The organism is Shinella sp. GW821-FHT10F02 (genome assembly GCF_058809275.1).
On sequence record NZ_JBXASL010000001.1, the window covers coordinates 1,169,537 to 1,183,956 of the forward strand.

Annotated in this window: 15 protein-coding genes; 14 read left to right on the forward strand and 1 reads right to left on the reverse strand. The window is 64.8% G+C overall.

What is annotated here, in order from left to right:
- The first annotated feature begins 2 nt into the window (after positions 1-2).
- From glpK to AC1RWL_RS05445, 11 genes are all read left to right on the forward strand, one after another.
- A complete protein-coding gene (glpK, locus tag AC1RWL_RS05395; RefSeq protein WP_493092904.1) occupies positions 3-1,502 on the forward strand; it encodes a glycerol kinase GlpK in 1,500 nt (499 codons plus the stop codon).
- Between the two features lie 10 nt (positions 1,503-1,512).
- Positions 1,513-2,460: a shikimate dehydrogenase family protein gene (locus AC1RWL_RS05400; protein ID WP_493092903.1), complete on the forward strand. Its 948-nt coding sequence runs from the start codon at positions 1,513-1,515 to the stop codon at positions 2,458-2,460.
- A 12-nt stretch (positions 2,461-2,472) separates the two neighbouring features.
- On the forward strand, positions 2,473-3,045 hold the full coding sequence (locus AC1RWL_RS05405) for a glucose-6-phosphate isomerase (protein ID WP_493092902.1): 573 nt from the start codon (positions 2,473-2,475) through the stop codon (positions 3,043-3,045).
- Between the two features lie 13 nt (positions 3,046-3,058).
- A complete protein-coding gene (locus tag AC1RWL_RS05410; RefSeq protein ID WP_493092901.1) occupies positions 3,059-3,982 on the forward strand; it encodes a phosphoglycerate dehydrogenase in 924 nt (307 codons plus the stop codon).
- Positions 3,979-5,301 (forward strand): arsenate reductase/protein-tyrosine-phosphatase family protein, encoded by a 1,323-nt coding sequence (locus AC1RWL_RS05415; RefSeq protein ID WP_493092900.1) that lies wholly within the window; start codon positions 3,979-3,981, stop codon positions 5,299-5,301. The genes AC1RWL_RS05410 and AC1RWL_RS05415 overlap by 4 nt, the downstream gene beginning before the upstream one ends.
- Positions 5,302-5,304: 3 nt before the next feature.
- The gene (locus AC1RWL_RS05420; protein WP_493092899.1) at positions 5,305-6,090 is read left to right on the forward strand and encodes an SDR family NAD(P)-dependent oxidoreductase; all 786 of its coding nucleotides are present in this window, start codon (positions 5,305-5,307) and stop codon (positions 6,088-6,090) included.
- A gap of 10 nt (positions 6,091-6,100) precedes the next feature.
- A complete protein-coding gene (locus AC1RWL_RS05425) occupies positions 6,101-6,979 on the forward strand; it encodes a sugar phosphate isomerase/epimerase family protein (protein WP_493092898.1) in 879 nt (292 codons plus the stop codon).
- A 71-nt stretch (positions 6,980-7,050) separates the two neighbouring features.
- Positions 7,051-7,950, forward strand: a complete 900-nt coding sequence (locus AC1RWL_RS05430; RefSeq protein ID WP_256114539.1) for a MurR/RpiR family transcriptional regulator — start codon at positions 7,051-7,053, stop codon at positions 7,948-7,950.
- Between the two features lie 10 nt (positions 7,951-7,960).
- Positions 7,961-8,767 carry an inositol monophosphatase family protein gene (locus AC1RWL_RS05435; RefSeq protein WP_493092897.1) on the forward strand — a complete coding sequence of 269 codons (807 nt, stop codon included), beginning with the start codon at positions 7,961-7,963 and terminating at the stop codon, positions 8,765-8,767.
- Between the two features lie 115 nt (positions 8,768-8,882).
- Positions 8,883-9,890 carry an amidohydrolase family protein gene (locus tag AC1RWL_RS05440; protein WP_493092896.1) on the forward strand — a complete coding sequence of 336 codons (1,008 nt, stop codon included), beginning with the start codon at positions 8,883-8,885 and terminating at the stop codon, positions 9,888-9,890.
- Positions 9,890-10,186 (forward strand): NifU family protein, encoded by a 297-nt coding sequence (locus tag AC1RWL_RS05445; protein ID WP_492647334.1) that lies wholly within the window; start codon positions 9,890-9,892, stop codon positions 10,184-10,186. The genes AC1RWL_RS05440 and AC1RWL_RS05445 overlap by 1 nt, the downstream gene beginning before the upstream one ends.
- Positions 10,187-10,258: 72 nt before the next feature.
- Here the strand turns inward: AC1RWL_RS05445 and AC1RWL_RS05450 are convergent, their stop codons facing one another.
- The gene (locus AC1RWL_RS05450; RefSeq protein WP_493092895.1) at positions 10,259-11,323 is read right to left on the reverse strand and encodes an SDR family oxidoreductase; all 1,065 of its coding nucleotides are present in this window, start codon (positions 11,321-11,323) and stop codon (positions 10,259-10,261) included.
- 112 nt (positions 11,324-11,435) lie between these two features.
- Between AC1RWL_RS05450 and AC1RWL_RS05455 the strand changes: the two genes are divergently transcribed.
- The 3 genes from AC1RWL_RS05455 to AC1RWL_RS05465 all read left to right on the forward strand — a co-directional run bounded on the left by AC1RWL_RS05455 (position 11,436) and on the right by AC1RWL_RS05465 (position 14,401).
- The gene (locus AC1RWL_RS05455; RefSeq protein ID WP_256114533.1) at positions 11,436-12,338 is read left to right on the forward strand and encodes a LysR family transcriptional regulator; all 903 of its coding nucleotides are present in this window, start codon (positions 11,436-11,438) and stop codon (positions 12,336-12,338) included.
- 170 nt (positions 12,339-12,508) lie between these two features.
- Positions 12,509-13,447 (forward strand): substrate binding domain-containing protein, encoded by a 939-nt coding sequence (locus AC1RWL_RS05460; protein WP_493092894.1) that lies wholly within the window; start codon positions 12,509-12,511, stop codon positions 13,445-13,447.
- Between the two features lie 171 nt (positions 13,448-13,618).
- Positions 13,619-14,401, forward strand: coding sequence for an SDR family NAD(P)-dependent oxidoreductase (locus AC1RWL_RS05465; protein WP_493092893.1), 783 nt, complete (start codon positions 13,619-13,621; stop codon positions 14,399-14,401).
- Positions 14,402-14,420 lie beyond the last annotated feature (19 nt).

The window sequence follows — 14,420 nt, forward strand, 5'->3', positions numbered from 1 at the left end:
ACATGGTTGAGCGTTATGTCATGGCGCTGGACGAGGGAACGTCCAGTGCAAGGGCCATCCTTTTCGATCGGGGCGGCAACATCGTCTCGCTCGCGCAGCGCGAGTTCCGCCAGATCTATCCGCGGCCCGGCTGGGTGGAGCACGATGCCAACGAGATCTGGGCCACCCAGCTTTCCGTCGCCCGCGAGGTGATGCAGAACGTCGGCATCTCCGCCGCCGAGATCGCCGCCATCGGCATCACCAACCAGCGCGAGACCTGCCTGATCTGGGATCGCAAGACCGGCGTGCCGCTGCACCACGCCCTCGTCTGGCAGGACCGCCGCACCGCCGGCATCTGCGACCAGCTGAAGGCGCGCGGGCTCGAACCCTACGTGAAGGAGAATACCGGCCTCGTCATCGACGCCTATTTCTCCGGCACCAAGCTCGCCTGGCTGCTCGACAACACGCCCGGCGCCCGCCGTCGCGCCGAGCGCGGCGAACTTGCCGCCGGCACCATCGATACCTGGCTGATCTGGAACCTCACCGGCGGCCGCGCCCATGTCACGGACGCCTCCAACGCCTCGCGCACGCTGCTGTTCAACATCCGCACCGGCGACTGGGACGAGCGCCTACTTGCGGAAATAAACGTGCCCCGCGCGATCCTGCCGGACGTGCGTGATTCCTCCGACGTCTATGGCATGACCGACCCTGACCTTTTCGGCGGCGAAATCCCCGTTGCCTCCTCGATCGGCGACCAGCAGGGCGCGCTTTTCGGCCAATCCTGCTTCCACACGGGCATGGTCAAGGCGACCTATGGCACTGGTGGCACGCTGCTGATGAACACCGGCAGCCAGATCCGCACGTCCGACAACGGCCTGCTGACCACGGTCGCTTGGCGGCTCGGTGGCAAGCTCGAATATGCGCTGGAGGGCACGCTGTTTTCCGTCGGTTCGGTGGTGCAGTGGCTGCGCGACGAGTTGAAGATCATCCACAGTGCTTCCGAGACGGAAGCGGCGGCGATGGACGTGCCGGATACCAACGGCGTCTACATCGTGCCGGCCTTCACCGGGCTTTCCGCGCCGTTCTGGGATCAATATGCCCGCGGCACCATCGTCGGCATCACCCGCGGCGCCAATCGCAACCATCTCATCCGCGCCTCGCTGGAATCCATGGCCTACCAGATCCGCGACGTCATCGACCGCATGGAGGCCGATTCCGGCATCGCGCTCGCCGAACTGAAGGTGGATGGCGGCGCGGCGATGAACAATTTCGTCCTGCAATTCCAGGCCGACCAGCTGGGCGTGCGCGTGTTGCGGCCCAAAGTCATTGACACGACGGCGCGCGGTGCCGCTTTCCTCGCCGGTCTCGCCGTCGGCTACTGGAAGGACCAGGCCGAACTTCACACCGCCTTCGCCCTCGATAAGGCGTTCGAGCCGACCGTCGAACGCGCGATCGCCGACACGCTCTATCGCGGCTGGTGCCGCACCGTGGACCGGTCGCGCGACTGGGCCGAACACGACTAGGACTTTTACCATGACCTACACACCAGCAAGCCGGCGCACGATGTATTTCATCGGCGTGACCACCGGGAAATCCTCGATCATGAAGGTCTTTCCGGCTTGGTCGGCGCATCTCGGTCTCGATGCCGAGATGAAGGGCATCGATTTCGCGCCGAATTCGGAGCCATCGGCCTATCGCGGCGCGGTGGATTTCATCAAGCACGACCCGCTGTCGCTTGGCGCGCTGATAACCACCCACAAGGTCAACCTGCTCAAGGCCGCGCGCGATCTCTTCGACGACCTCGACCCTTATGCCGAGACCCTGCACGAGATCAGCTCGATCTCCAAGCGCGGCCCGCGTATTGCCGGTCACGCCAAGGATCCGATCACGGCCGGCGCGAGTTTCGAGGCCATTGCACCGGAAGGGTACTGGGCCAGGACGGGGGCGACACTCTGCATCCTCGGCGCCGGCGGCTCCTCGCTCGCCTTGTCGCTCTACCTGCACAACAAGATGCTGGCCGGAGGCGACACGCCGCAGCGCATCGTCGTGACGGCGCGGCGCGAAGCTTCGCTGGCCGAGATGCGCCACGTTCACCAAGAAATCGGTTTTAGCATTCCCATCGAGTATCGCCTCGCGCCGACGCCCACGGAGGCTGACGCGGTGGTCGCTGACCTGCCGCCGGGCTCCATGGTGGTCAACGCCACCGGGCTCGGCAAGGACGGGCCGGGCTCGCCGCTGACGGACGCGGTCAAATTCCCGCAGGACGGGCTCGTCTGGGAATTCAACTATCGCGGCGACCTCGTGTTCCTCGACCAGGCGCGCGCCGCAGCCAGGGAGCGCAACCTCACGGTCCACGATGGATGGGTCTACTTCATCCACGGCTGGACCCGCGTGATCGCGGAAGTTTTCGACATCGACATCCCCATGTCCGGGCCGGCCTTCGACGACTTGAGCCGCATCGCCCGCGACGCCACCGCCTGAAAGGAACAGGACATGACCGTTTTGCCAAGCCTGCATGAATTCAACCTCAACAACGGCCTGAGCTCCACCCGCGAGCCGATCCGCCGCACGCTCTCCAAGATGAAGGGCATGTTCCACGACGAGGCGGCCTTCGAGGCGCAGCTCGCCAAGGGCGACAGCCTGCTCTACGAATTCTACGACATGGGCGTTCCCGATAGCGAGAAGGATGTCGCCTACGGCACCTCGATCACCTATCCCGGCAAGGTGGGCGACGAGTACCACATGACCAAGGGCCATTTTCACACCGTCATCGACACCGCAGAAGTTTATTACTGCCTGCGCGGCCACGGCTACATGATGATGGAGACGCCGGAAGGCGAGACGCAGTGGCTGCAGTTCCTGCCGGGCAAAGCCGTCTATGTGCCCGGCCGCTGGGCGCACCGCTCGATCAACGTGCACCCGACCGAGCCGCTCGTCACCTTCTTCGCCTTTCCCGGCAATGCCGGCCATGACTATGGCACGATCGAGAGCAAGGGTTTCCGCAAGCTGATGGTCGAGCGCGACGGCAAGCCGACCGTCATCGACAATCCCCGCTGGAACGGCTGAGCGGACGAGGCCGATGACCGGTAAGATCGCCGTCACGCCCCGCTCGCTCTCCGGCGCGGGCCATCCCGTCCTGTCGCGGCTCGTGGAGCAGGGGTTCGAAATCGTCTATCCCGCGCCGGGCAAGATGCCGTCGGAGGAGGACCTGTTGCGCAGCATTCCGGGTTGCGTCGGCTGGCTTGCCGGCGTCGAGCCGATCAGCCTGCGCGTGCTCGATGCGGCGAGCGGCCTGCGGGTCATCAGCCGCAACGGCACGGGCGTCGACAATATCAACATTTTCGAAGCCGAGGCGCGCGGGATCACCGTAGAGCGGGCGATGGGGGCGAATGCCCGCGGCGTGGCCGAGCTTGCCGTTGGCCTGCTGCTCGCCGCCTCGCGCCATATCCCCTGGTCGCACCAGCATCTCAGCAAGGGGGAATGGCGCCGGCGCATCGGCTGCGAGGTGAAGGGGCGCACGCTCGCCGTCATCGGCTGTGGCGCCATCGGCCGCGAAGTCGCCGACATGGCACTCGGCCTCGGCATGGAGGTGGTCGGCTACGATCCTTATCCGAATGCGGGCTTCGTGCGGCCGGGTTTTCGCTATGTCGGCCTGGAAGAGGCGCTGTGCGGGGCGGATGCCGTGAGCTTCCATTGCCCGCCGGGCGAAAGGCCCATGCTCGACGCCGCGATGTTTTCGCGGATGCGCAAGGGCGTCATCGTCGTCAACACGGCGCGGGCGGAACTCATCGACGACGGCGCCATGCTGGCGGCGCTCGAAAGCGGGCAGGTTTCCACGCTGGCGACCGATGTCTTTCACCAGGAACCGCCCTCCGCCTCCGCGCTGCTCAGCCACGAGCGGGTCATCCTGACGCCCCATGCCGGCGGTTTCACCGAGGAAAGCGTCTACCGCGCCACCAGCGTCGCCGTCGACAATCTCTTGAAGAACCTGGTGTGCCCATGAGCATTCTGGAGACCTGCCCCCTTGCCAGCGTCGATCGCCTTGAACCGGGCGACGGCGCCACGCTGGCCTGGCTGGGGCAGGCGGGTTTCCTGATCGCTCAGGGCGGATTGCGCATCGTAATCGATGCCTATCTTTCGGATTCGCTTGCGGAAAAATACCGCGGCACGCGTTTCCCGCACACGCGCATGACGCCCCCGATCATCGCGCCCGGCGATCTCACCGGCATCGACTGGCTGCTCTGCACCCATGGCCACACGGACCATATGGACCCCGGCACGATCCCGGCCCTGCTGGCGGCCAATCCCGCTGCGCGCGTCCTCGCCCCGCGGGCGGAACGGGCGCGTGCCATCGAACGCGGCGTGCCGGAAGACCGGCTCGTGCTGATCGATGCCGGCGAAAGCATCGATCTCGGCGGCGTGCTGGCCACCGCCACGCCTGCGGCGCACGAGGATCTGCGCAAGACCGAGGACGGCCATCTGTTCCTCGGCTACGTGCTCACGGGCGGCGGCGTGACGCTCTGGCATTCCGGCGATACGATCCCGTTTCCGGGGCTTGCGGAATGGCTGATGCCGTTCCGCGTCGATCTCGCCCTGCTGCCGGTCAATGGCCGTGATGCGGAGCGCGCGGCGAACGGCGTGCCCGGCAACCTCACGCTGGAAGAAGCGGTGGCGCTTGCCGACGAACTCGGCGCGCGCGCCATGCTCGGCCACCATTTTGGGCTTTTCGATTTTAACACGCTCGATCCCGAGGACGGCGCCCGCCGGCTCACCCCTCTCTCTCCGGAGGCGGAAACGCGCCTCGTCGAGACGGGGACGGCTTATCATGTTGCCCCGGTCGCCCGCCCACCCTTGTCGGTGCTGATCGTCTGCCGCGGCAATATCTGCCGCTCGCCGACGGCCGACGGCATCCTGCGGGCGGCCTTGCCGGATCATCGCATCGACAGCGCGGCCATCATGGACTGGAACGTCGGCAAGCCGCCACATGGCGAGACCATCGCGGTGGCGGCGGGTCGCGGCATCCGCCTCGACACGCTGGTGGCACGCCAGATCCGAGAGACAGACTTCGAAGAATTCGACTTGATCCTCGGCATGGACGATCACAACATGGACGCGATCCACGCCTTGCGGCCCGCAACGAGCCGGGCGCGGATCGGACGGCTCGGCGCCTTCGCGGCACCCGGCGAGGAAACCAATATCACCGACCCGTGGGGCGAACCCCGCGCGACCTTCGAGGCCGTCTTCGACCAGATCAAGACGGTCTGCGACCGGCTCGCGCAGTTCGCCCGCGCGGGCAGCACGACAAACAGGGAGAGGAAATAGGACATGGATTTCGGGATCAACGGCAAGATCGCCATCGTCACCGGTGGCGCCACGGGCATCGGCTATGCCATCGCCAAGACATTTCATGACGAGGGCGCCGTCGTCGTCATCAACGGCCGCGACCAGGCCAAGCTCGACAAGGCCTGCGCCTCGATCGGCCCGCGCGCCCATGGCGTCGTCGCCGATTTGCTGACGCCCGAGGGTGCCACAACGCTTGCGGACGTCGCCGGCAAGCTCGGCCCGATCTCCTTCCTCGTCAACAATATCGGCGTCTTCGACGTCAACGACTTCTTCGAGGTCAGCGACGAGCGCTGGCGGGAATATTTTGAGCACAACCTGATGACGGCGATCCGCATCTCCCGCATCGTGCTGAAGGACATGCTGGCGCGCAACGACGGCAGCATCGTTTTCATCTCCTCGGAAGCGGCGATCCGCTCCATCGGCAACATGATCCCCTATTCGACGACGAAGACGGCGATGCTCGGCCTCAGCCGCTCACTCGCCGAACTGACGCGCGGCACCAATGTGCGGGTGAACAGCTACATGCCCGGCAGCACCGCGACGGAATCGGTGGAGACCTATTTCGCCGATCTCGCCGCCCAGCAGGGCAAGACCGTGGAGCAGGCGCTCGCCGATTTCTACCGCGACGTCCAGCCCTCCAACCTCACGCAAAAACTGATCGACCCGGCCATGCACGGGCGCGGCGTCGTGCAGTTGATGACGAACAACGCGATGAACGGCGTCTGCCACCGTGCCGACGGCGGCACCATCCGCTCCATTTTCGGCTGAGGAGCGCGACATGAGCGGAAAACTCGGCATTCACAGCCTGGTCTTCACCGATGACTGGTCGCCCGCCGCGGCGGAGGCGAGTTGCCGCGCTGCCGCCGAGATCGGCTTCGAACTGATCGAGGTGCTGCTGTTCGACCCGGCCGCACTCGACATTCCGTTGACCAGGCGGGTGGCGCGGGAAGCGGGGCTGGAGCTTCGCCTCGGTATGGCGCTCGGGCCGGATACCGATATCGCCTCGGGCGATCGGGAGATTGCGGCGCGAGGCGAGGCGAGCGTCGCCCGCTGCCTGGAGATCGCCGCGGAACTGGAGGCGCCTGCCGTTTCCGGCATCACCTATGCCGCTTTCGCCAACTATGCGGTACCGGCAACGAAGGCGCAGCGCGCGCAGGTCGCGGCAAGCCTTGCCCGCCTCGATCGGCGCGCCGGCGAACTCGGCGTGCGCCTCGGCCTCGAACCGGTCAACCGCTACGAGAGCTACCTCGTTAACACGCTGGATGAGGCGGCCGACCTGATCCGCGCCTCCGGCGGCTCCAACGTCTTCATCCACATGGACACGTTCCATATGAACATCGAGGAGGGGGATATTGCGGCCGCCATCCACCGCAATGCCGCGCTGCTCGGCTACGCCCATGTCGCCGACAGCAACCGCGGCCTGCTCGGCGGCGGGCATTTCGATGTGCTCGGCTATTGCCGCGCTCTCGAATCCGCCGGCTATCGCGGCGATCTCACCGTCGAGGCGTTTTCCTCCAAAATGCTCGGCGAGGGGCTGGTCGGCGGCGTGCGGCTGTGGCGGGAGGCGTGGCAGGATTCGCTGGCAGCGGCGAAGGCGGCCTATGATGTCTTGCGCGTGTCGCGGGAAAGCGCGCGGGCCGGGTGCACTGTGTGGTAACAAAAAGGAATTTCATTTTCCCCTCGTTGCAAGCTATAGAATTGCGACGATGCAACGGGAGTGATGGTCCGATGGACAGTTCAGCGGACAACAGGCAATCCATCCTCATGCGGATCCGCTGGAAGGCGGGCTACATGAACCCGGCCTTGCGCCGCATCGCGGACCGGGTGCTGAAAGCGCCGGAAGAGATCAAGTCGATCTCCATCAAGGATCTTGCCCTGCAATGCGACGTCTCGGAATCGACCGTCACCCGCTTCGTACGCGAGATCGAGGTGCCGAGTTTCCAGCAGTTCAAGATCCTGATAGCCGAGGAATTGTCGCAGGGCACGGCAACCGCCCAGCCGCCCTCCGAACGCCACGTCTATGAGGACATCACCGCCGAGGACGACGTCGGCTCTGTGTTGTCGAAGGTCGCCGCACGCTATGCGATGACGGTCTCCGACACGCGGGCGGGGCTCGCCGAAAGCGAACTGGAACGCGCGGTCGCGGCGATCGAGGAGGCGGATGTGCTCGGCTTCTTCGCCATGGGCGCCTCGCTGATCTGCGTGGAAAACGCGTTGCTGCGGTTCATGCGGGTGGGCAAGCGCTGCCTGTTCTTCCGCGACCTCGGCATCAGGCAGATCTCCACCTCGACGCTCGGGCCGAAATCGCTCGCCATCGGCGTCTCCAATTCCGGGCGCACCATCTCGACCGTCGACAGCCTCCAGCAGGCGAAATTGCAGGGCGCGACGACGCTCGCCATCACCTCGTTCCCGGATTCGCCGATCGTCCGTCACGCCGACATCTGCCTGTTCACGCCGACGATTACCGGCGTCGTCGGCCCGGGCGAATACCATGAATCCATGGTGTCGAAGATCGCGCAGCTCCAGGTCATCGACGTGCTCTATTCGCTCTATGCGGTGCGCAATTTTGGCCGCGCCATCGAGGGCCTGGAAAAGACCTCCGACGTCACCGCCCTGACCCGTTATTGAAGGAAATCCGATGTCCGACACCTTTTTCGCCGAGCGGCTGAAGCCGCGCCTGGTCGTTGCCGAACGCGCCGCGCGCGAAGCCGGCCGCCTGCTGCTCGCCCATTACGGCCGCCGCGAGGGGCTCGCCATCGAGCAGAAGGGGCTGAACGATTTTGTCTCCAACGCCGACCGCGAGGCGGAAGACGCGATCGCCGCCATCCTCACGCCGGCTTTTCCCGAGGATGGGTTTCTAGGTGAGGAGACGGGTGCCTCCGCCATCGAAGGCGCCGAGTTTGTCTGGTGCGTCGATCCGCTCGACGGCACCACGAATTTTCTGAAGGGCGCGCATAACTGGTGCGTGTCCATCGGCCTCTGGTCGAAGGGTGCGCCGGTTCTCGGCGTGATCTATGACCCGCTGCGCGACGAGCTCTTTGCCGGCGCCGAAGGCATTCCATCCGCGATCAACGGCGTGCCGATCGCGGTCAGCACCATCGACAGCATCGACCGGACACGGCTTGGCATCGGCCATAACCACCGCGTTCCGCCGGCCGTCTTTGCGGCCGATGCCGAGCGCCTCCTGTCGGCCGGCGGCAGTTTTTCGCAGGTCGGCGCGGGTGCGCTGATGCTGGCCTATGTGTCGGCCGGACGGGTGGATGGCTATTTCGAGCGCCAGATGTGGGCATGGGATGCGGTTGCCGGTCTTGCCCTCATCAAGGCGGCCGGCGGACGTTTTGCGCCCTATCCGTCCGGCGAGATATCGCTTGCGGCGGGTGGCCTCGTGCTGGCGAGTGGGCCGAGTCTGTTCGGCGCGCTTTCAGACCTTTTCGACGTTGCCTGAAGGCAGTCTTCCGATAATCCGAAGACCGGCGCTCTTCTCCCCATGGTATTGATCCGACTGGCTTTTCAAGCCAGCCACGGCGCTTACGCGCCTTCGGATCGATGGGAGAGACTTCATGAAGGACGGAATGTTTGTCTTTGATGCGGCGGTGCATTGCCAGGATTTCAGCGATGGCCAGATCAAGGACGGAAGCGATGGCAGGCGGGTGCGCATCCTGCGCGAACAGCTGACCGGTTTCATCAACCTGACCGGCCGCCGCGGGCCGCCGCCGGAGCCGGAAACCTTTTCCGACCCGGACCTCGACTGGGGCGTCGACATGCTGTTCGGCAAGGCCGACACGGACATGGCCTGTGCCTGTTCGGTGCCGCTGTTTTCCCACTGGCGCGCCGGCCTCGGCCCCGTCGAACTCAGCCATGCGCTGGCCCAGAAGGACCCGGCTCGCATCGTGCTGACCGGCGGCGTCGATCCGGTCTATCACGGCCTCGGCCCGGCGCTGAAGGAGATGGAGAGGCAAGTGCACGAACTCGGGGCGGTCAGCTTCAAATTCTACCAGTACCAGTCGCGCGGCTCCGCCTGGCGCGCCGACGACCGCGACATCGCCTATCCGCTCTGGGAAAAGGCGATGGAACTCGGCATCAAGATGGTGCAGTTCCACAAGGGGTTTCCGCTGGAACTCGGCCCCGTCGAAGCCTTCAAGCCGAACGATCTGCAATATGCGGCGGCCGATTTTCCGGAGCTGAATTTCGGCATCCACCACCTCGGCGATCCCTATGTCGACGAAACCATTTCCATCGCCAGCCGCTTCGAGAACGTCTACCTGATCCTGCCGCTCTGGTTCAACCAGTACTACCTGCAGCCCTACAAGATGCTCCAGCGTCTCGGCGAAGCGCTGCTCTACGTCGGCTCGGAGCGCATCTGCTACGGTTCTGAAGCGTTCATCTGGCCGCATGTGCAGACCTATATCGACACGCTCGCCAACCTCGTCATGCCCGACGAGCTTCAGGACAAATACGGCTATCCGGAAATCACCCGCGAGATGAAGGAGAACATTCTCGGCAAGGCCTTTGCCCGCGGCATGGGTATCGATCTGGAAGCCAAGAAACGCGAACTGGGGCTCGTCTGATGATCGATCCTTACGCTCTTGAAGCCGCGCTCGATCGGGCGCGGCCGCTCGTCCTCGGCCATGGTGGCGATATCGAGATCACCGATGTGACCGGAGAGGGTGTCGTGCACGTCGCCCTCTCGGGCGCATGCCGCGCGTGCCCGAACCTTGCCATGACCTTTGTCGGCCCTGTGCGCAGCTATCTCATGGCGGTTCCCGGCGTGTCGGAGGTTCGCTGCGAGCAGGTGAAGGCCGGGCCACGCGCGCTGTCACGGCTGGCGAACCTGCTGCACGCGCATCCTTACCCCGTCGCCTAATCATCGCCACGGAATGCAAAAAAGCCCGGAGGATTGGATCCTCCGGGCTCTTTCTTGCGCGCGTCTTATTGATCAGGGAATGATCCGCTCGGCGCGCAGCCGGTCGAAGACGTCGATGAAGGACTGTTCGGTGTCCTGGAAATCGGAGAAACCGAGCGCGCGGCTTTTGGCCATGGAGTGCAGGCATTCCATCGGGCGGCCGAGGTCGAGGTCGGTGTGCCACGGCGAGGCGAGGCGGTCGAGCGCGTTCGGCTGCAAGCCGTGTTCTACGACGAGAGCCTCCCATTGCGAGCCGAGGCTGCTCATGCGCTCCGTCAGTGAGTTGTATTCGCCGGGATAGGCCGCTTCCACGCCAAAATAGTCGGCGATGCGCTGCCACAGCTGCTGCCAACGGAAGACGTCGCCGTTGGTGGCGTTGAAGGCTTCGTTGCGGGCGTTGGGCTCGGTGGAGGCCCAGACGATGTGTTTTGCGAGCAGTCGCGCATCGGTGATGTCGTTGATGCCGTGATAGGCGGTCGGCGTGCCGGGGAAGATAAAGGGTGCGCCGGTCGCCTTGCAGATCGAGGCATAGGTGGCGAGCGTCGCACCGATGTTCATGAGGTTGCCGACCGCATAGCCGATGATCGTGTGCGAGCGATGCACCGACCAGCCGAAACCATGGCGCGCGGCATAATCCATCGCGATGTCTTCCAGCTCGTAATAGAAGTTCTTCTTTTCCAGTCGCGGGGCATCTTCGCGGAAGGGTGTGACGGGCGTCCCCTTGCCGTAGTCCTCGAAGGGGCCGAGATAGTGCTTGGTTCCGGTGACGACCGCGACGTGCTTGACGGTGCCCGCCGCCGCCACGCCGTCCAGCAGGGTGCGCAGCATGCCGCCGTTCAGGCGGATGTTTTCGTCCTCGTTGCGGCCGAGCGTCCATGTGCAATAATAGACATGGGTGGGCCTGAGCGCGCCGAGCGTTTTGAGCGCCGCTTCGCGGTCGAGAAGGTCGACGGCGATCGAGCGCATGTAGGACGCGCCGGCTGGTGGTCGGCGGCTGAGGCCGGTGATCTCCCACCCGCCGCTGTCGTGCAGGTGTTCGGCCACATTGAGCCCGACAATGCCGGTGGCGCCGGCGATGAGTGCCCGCTTCTGATACATGCTGATGTCTCCTCCATGATGTTCGACCTCGTGTCTGTCATTTCTCGCTTGTGCCGAAAAGCGGAGCACTGGCATAAGTGAGGTGACAAAGGTTCATGAATGGAGACGGATCATGGCCGGCAGGATTTCCGAGATCGAGGTCTTCGTGAAGGTGGTGGAGACGGGCAGCTTCACCGCAGCCGCCGATGCGCTACATCTCTCGCCGTCGGCGGTCAGCAAGATCATCGCCCGCATCGAAACGCGGCTCGGCCTGCCGCTCGCCGTGCGCTCGACGCGTAAGCTGCGGCTGACCTCGGAGGGCGAGGATTATTTCGCCCGCGGCAAGCAGATCCTCAAGGATATTTCCAGCCTGGAGCGCGGCGTGAAGGAGAGTGCCGGCCAGGTCGGCGGCGTGCTGCGCGTCAGTTGCAACGTGCCCTTCGGCCTGCATTGCGTGTCGCCGCTGGTGCCCGGTTTTCTGGAGACCTATCCCGAGATCAGCCTGGAATTTTCGCTGTCCGACAGCACCACCGATCTCATCGGCGATGGCATCGACGTGGCGATCCGCACCGGCGTTCTGACAGATTCCACGATTCGCGCCCGGCGCATCGTCGCCTCGCCGCGCAGGGTGGTGGCCTCGCCCGCCTATCTCGACAAACACGGCATCCCGGCCGAACCGCGCGACCTGCTGGAGCACAATTGCCTGACGCTCGGCTTCAGCCGCAGCTACGGCAAGTGGCCGTTCCGCATCGAGCAGGACGGCATTCCCACGCAGCTCGACCTCGCGGTGAAGGGCAATCTCAGCCTCGACAATGGCGAGAGCCTGCGGCGGTTCGCGCTGGATGGCGTGGGGCTGGCGCGCCTGTCCGAGTTCCACATCGGCCAGGACCTGAAGACGGGGCGGCTCGTCGCGGTGCTCGATACCTATAATCCAGGCGATCGCGAGCCGGTCTCGATCATCTATGCCGACCAGTCGCCGCTTGCCCCGCGCATCCGCGCCTTCATTGACTATCTGGCCCGACATATCGTCGCTTAGGATTTGTGACGAAACGTACAGGATCAAATGACCAATCTTCACCGCACCTGGCCGGGCTGTGGTGTTACTCCTTGGATCAGAGGTTCCGCCTGCCCTGAAGGAGGGCGCCCCGCTGCGGGCGCCGGGCATCCGGAGCCGCCAGGCAGACATGCCTGACAGGAGGATCCGGAATGAATGGTTTGGCCGATCTCAGGATGTTTTCGGAAATCGCCCGCTCGCAGAGCATGGCAAGCGCCGCAAATCGCCTCGGCATGGCGCCGGCAACGATCAGCGGACGGCTGAAGGCGCTGGAGGATCATTATGGCGTGGCGCTGGTGCGGCGCACGACACGCTCGCTGCTGCTGACGGAGGAGGGCAAGCTGCTGCTGGAGCGGGCGAGGCCGGTGCTGTCGGGCTTTGCCGATCTGGAACGCGACATGGGTGGCCGGCGCACGGCCGTCTCGGGCGGCCTCGTGCTCTCCTGTGCCGCGGATATCAGCCGCGTGCAGCTTCTCTCGCTGGTGCGCAGCTTTTCGCGCGCCCACCCGGATCTGCACTTTTCGCTCCGATTCGATCCGCCGGGCAGCCTGCATGAAATTCCTTTCGATGCGGCGCTGCGGGTCGGGCCGGTGCGGGATTCGAACCTGACGATCCGGAAATTGTTTTCGATGGAAACGGTGACCTGTGCAGCGCCCGCCTATCTGGCGGAACACGGCGTTCCCGCTCGCCCGGCCGACCTCTGTCGGCATGAATGCCTGCGGCTCGACGGTTCCGGGTTTGCCGGCAATGACTGGGCCTTTCGCGAGGGCGCGGGCGCCATTTCGGTCGGCGGGCGTTTCCGGGCGAGCGATCCCGCCACGCTGAAAAACTTTGCTGTTCAAGGCCTTGGTATCCTGCGAACGGCATTGGCCGATGTCGAAACGGAACTGGCTTCCGGTCTTCTGGTGCCGGTGCTCGGTGCGTTCGAGCCGGAGCCGCAGACGGTCTGCCTGCTCAGCGACAGCCGGCGCCGGCTGCCGGCCAGGACGTCGGAATTCATCGATTTCGCCCAGGCCCATGTCCGGGCGCCGCTTGGCGTGCGGGGAAATCTGGCGATGTCGTCGCAGGGCAGTCTCTGCGAAATAGTGTAAAATTTATTTTCTTGCAAAAGTTATGAAAAGAAATTAGTTCTATCGGCCGAGGCAAGTTCCCTCCGGCCGACAGGGCTGGCGGCCGGGTAGGCCGGATGGAGGGAGTGAGCGGACCGCCTGGAGGGGTGGTGCGCCGGGGCTGGTCCCCGATTGCCATGGGAGGTTTGGGCAATGGATTATGGTCTTAAAGGCAAGCATGTGCTGGTCACCGGCGGCGCCACGGGCATTGGCCTCGCGGTGGCCGAGGCCTTCGTCGCCGAGGGCGCAAGGGCGACGGTGAGCGGGCTTGCCGAGGCGGAAGTTGCCGATGCGGTCGCAAAGCTCGGGCCTGATGCGCGCGGCATGGTCTGCGACCTCACCGTCACCGGCGAGGACCGGCGTCTTGCCGATTTCGCGCGAGCCGCAGCGCCCGTTGATTTTCTCATCAACTCCGTCGGCATCTTCGAAGTACGGCCGTTTTTTGAAACGCGCGACGAGGACTGGTTCCGCTTCTTCGACGTCAACGTCATGACGGGCGTGCGCATGTCGCGGCTGCTGTTGCAGGACATGCTGGCGCGGGGCGAGGGGTCCATCGTCTTCATCAGCAGCGAGAGCGCGGTGAAGCCGCAGGCCTGGATGCCGCATTACGGCGCGATGAAAGCCTGCCTTCTCGGTGTTTCGCGGGCACTTGCCGAACTCACCCAGGGTACACGCGTGCGGGTCAACACCATCCTGCCCGGGCCGACCGATACCTTGGCCGTGCGGCGCTACCACGAACAGATCGCCCGCGAAAAAGGCGTCACCCGCGAGCAGGTGGTCGCCGATTATTTCGACGAGACCGAACCGACCTCGCTCATCCGCCGGATGATCGCGCCGGAGGAGGTTGCCGCCAGCGTCGTGCACCTTGCGGCCTCGCCCGCGCTGAACGGCATGGCGATGCGGGCCGAAGGCGGCACCATTCGCGCAATTCTTTGATCTTCAACCGGAAAAGACA

Bases quoted from the DNA above. Each gene is read 5' to 3' on its own strand.
- glpK (WP_493092904.1), top strand. From the start codon at position 3: ATGGTTGAGCGTTATGTCATGGCGCTGGACGAGGGAACGTCCAGTGCA.
- AC1RWL_RS05400 (WP_493092903.1), top strand. From the start codon at position 1,513: ATGACCTACACACCAGCAAGCCGGCGCACGATGTATTTCATCGGCGTG.
- AC1RWL_RS05405 (WP_493092902.1), top strand. From the start codon at position 2,473: ATGACCGTTTTGCCAAGCCTGCATGAATTCAACCTCAACAACGGCCTG.
- AC1RWL_RS05410 (WP_493092901.1), top strand. From the start codon at position 3,059: ATGACCGGTAAGATCGCCGTCACGCCCCGCTCGCTCTCCGGCGCGGGC.
- AC1RWL_RS05415 (WP_493092900.1), top strand. From the start codon at position 3,979: ATGAGCATTCTGGAGACCTGCCCCCTTGCCAGCGTCGATCGCCTTGAA.
- AC1RWL_RS05420 (WP_493092899.1), top strand. From the start codon at position 5,305: ATGGATTTCGGGATCAACGGCAAGATCGCCATCGTCACCGGTGGCGCC.
- AC1RWL_RS05425 (WP_493092898.1), top strand. From the start codon at position 6,101: ATGAGCGGAAAACTCGGCATTCACAGCCTGGTCTTCACCGATGACTGG.
- AC1RWL_RS05430 (WP_256114539.1), top strand. From the start codon at position 7,051: ATGGACAGTTCAGCGGACAACAGGCAATCCATCCTCATGCGGATCCGC.
- AC1RWL_RS05435 (WP_493092897.1), top strand. From the start codon at position 7,961: ATGTCCGACACCTTTTTCGCCGAGCGGCTGAAGCCGCGCCTGGTCGTT.
- AC1RWL_RS05440 (WP_493092896.1), top strand. From the start codon at position 8,883: ATGAAGGACGGAATGTTTGTCTTTGATGCGGCGGTGCATTGCCAGGAT.
- AC1RWL_RS05445 (WP_492647334.1), top strand. From the start codon at position 9,890: ATGATCGATCCTTACGCTCTTGAAGCCGCGCTCGATCGGGCGCGGCCG.
- AC1RWL_RS05450 (WP_493092895.1), bottom strand. From the start codon at position 11,323: ATGTATCAGAAGCGGGCACTCATCGCCGGCGCCACCGGCATTGTCGGG.
- AC1RWL_RS05455 (WP_256114533.1), top strand. From the start codon at position 11,436: ATGGCCGGCAGGATTTCCGAGATCGAGGTCTTCGTGAAGGTGGTGGAG.
- AC1RWL_RS05460 (WP_493092894.1), top strand. From the start codon at position 12,509: ATGAATGGTTTGGCCGATCTCAGGATGTTTTCGGAAATCGCCCGCTCG.
- AC1RWL_RS05465 (WP_493092893.1), top strand. From the start codon at position 13,619: ATGGATTATGGTCTTAAAGGCAAGCATGTGCTGGTCACCGGCGGCGCC.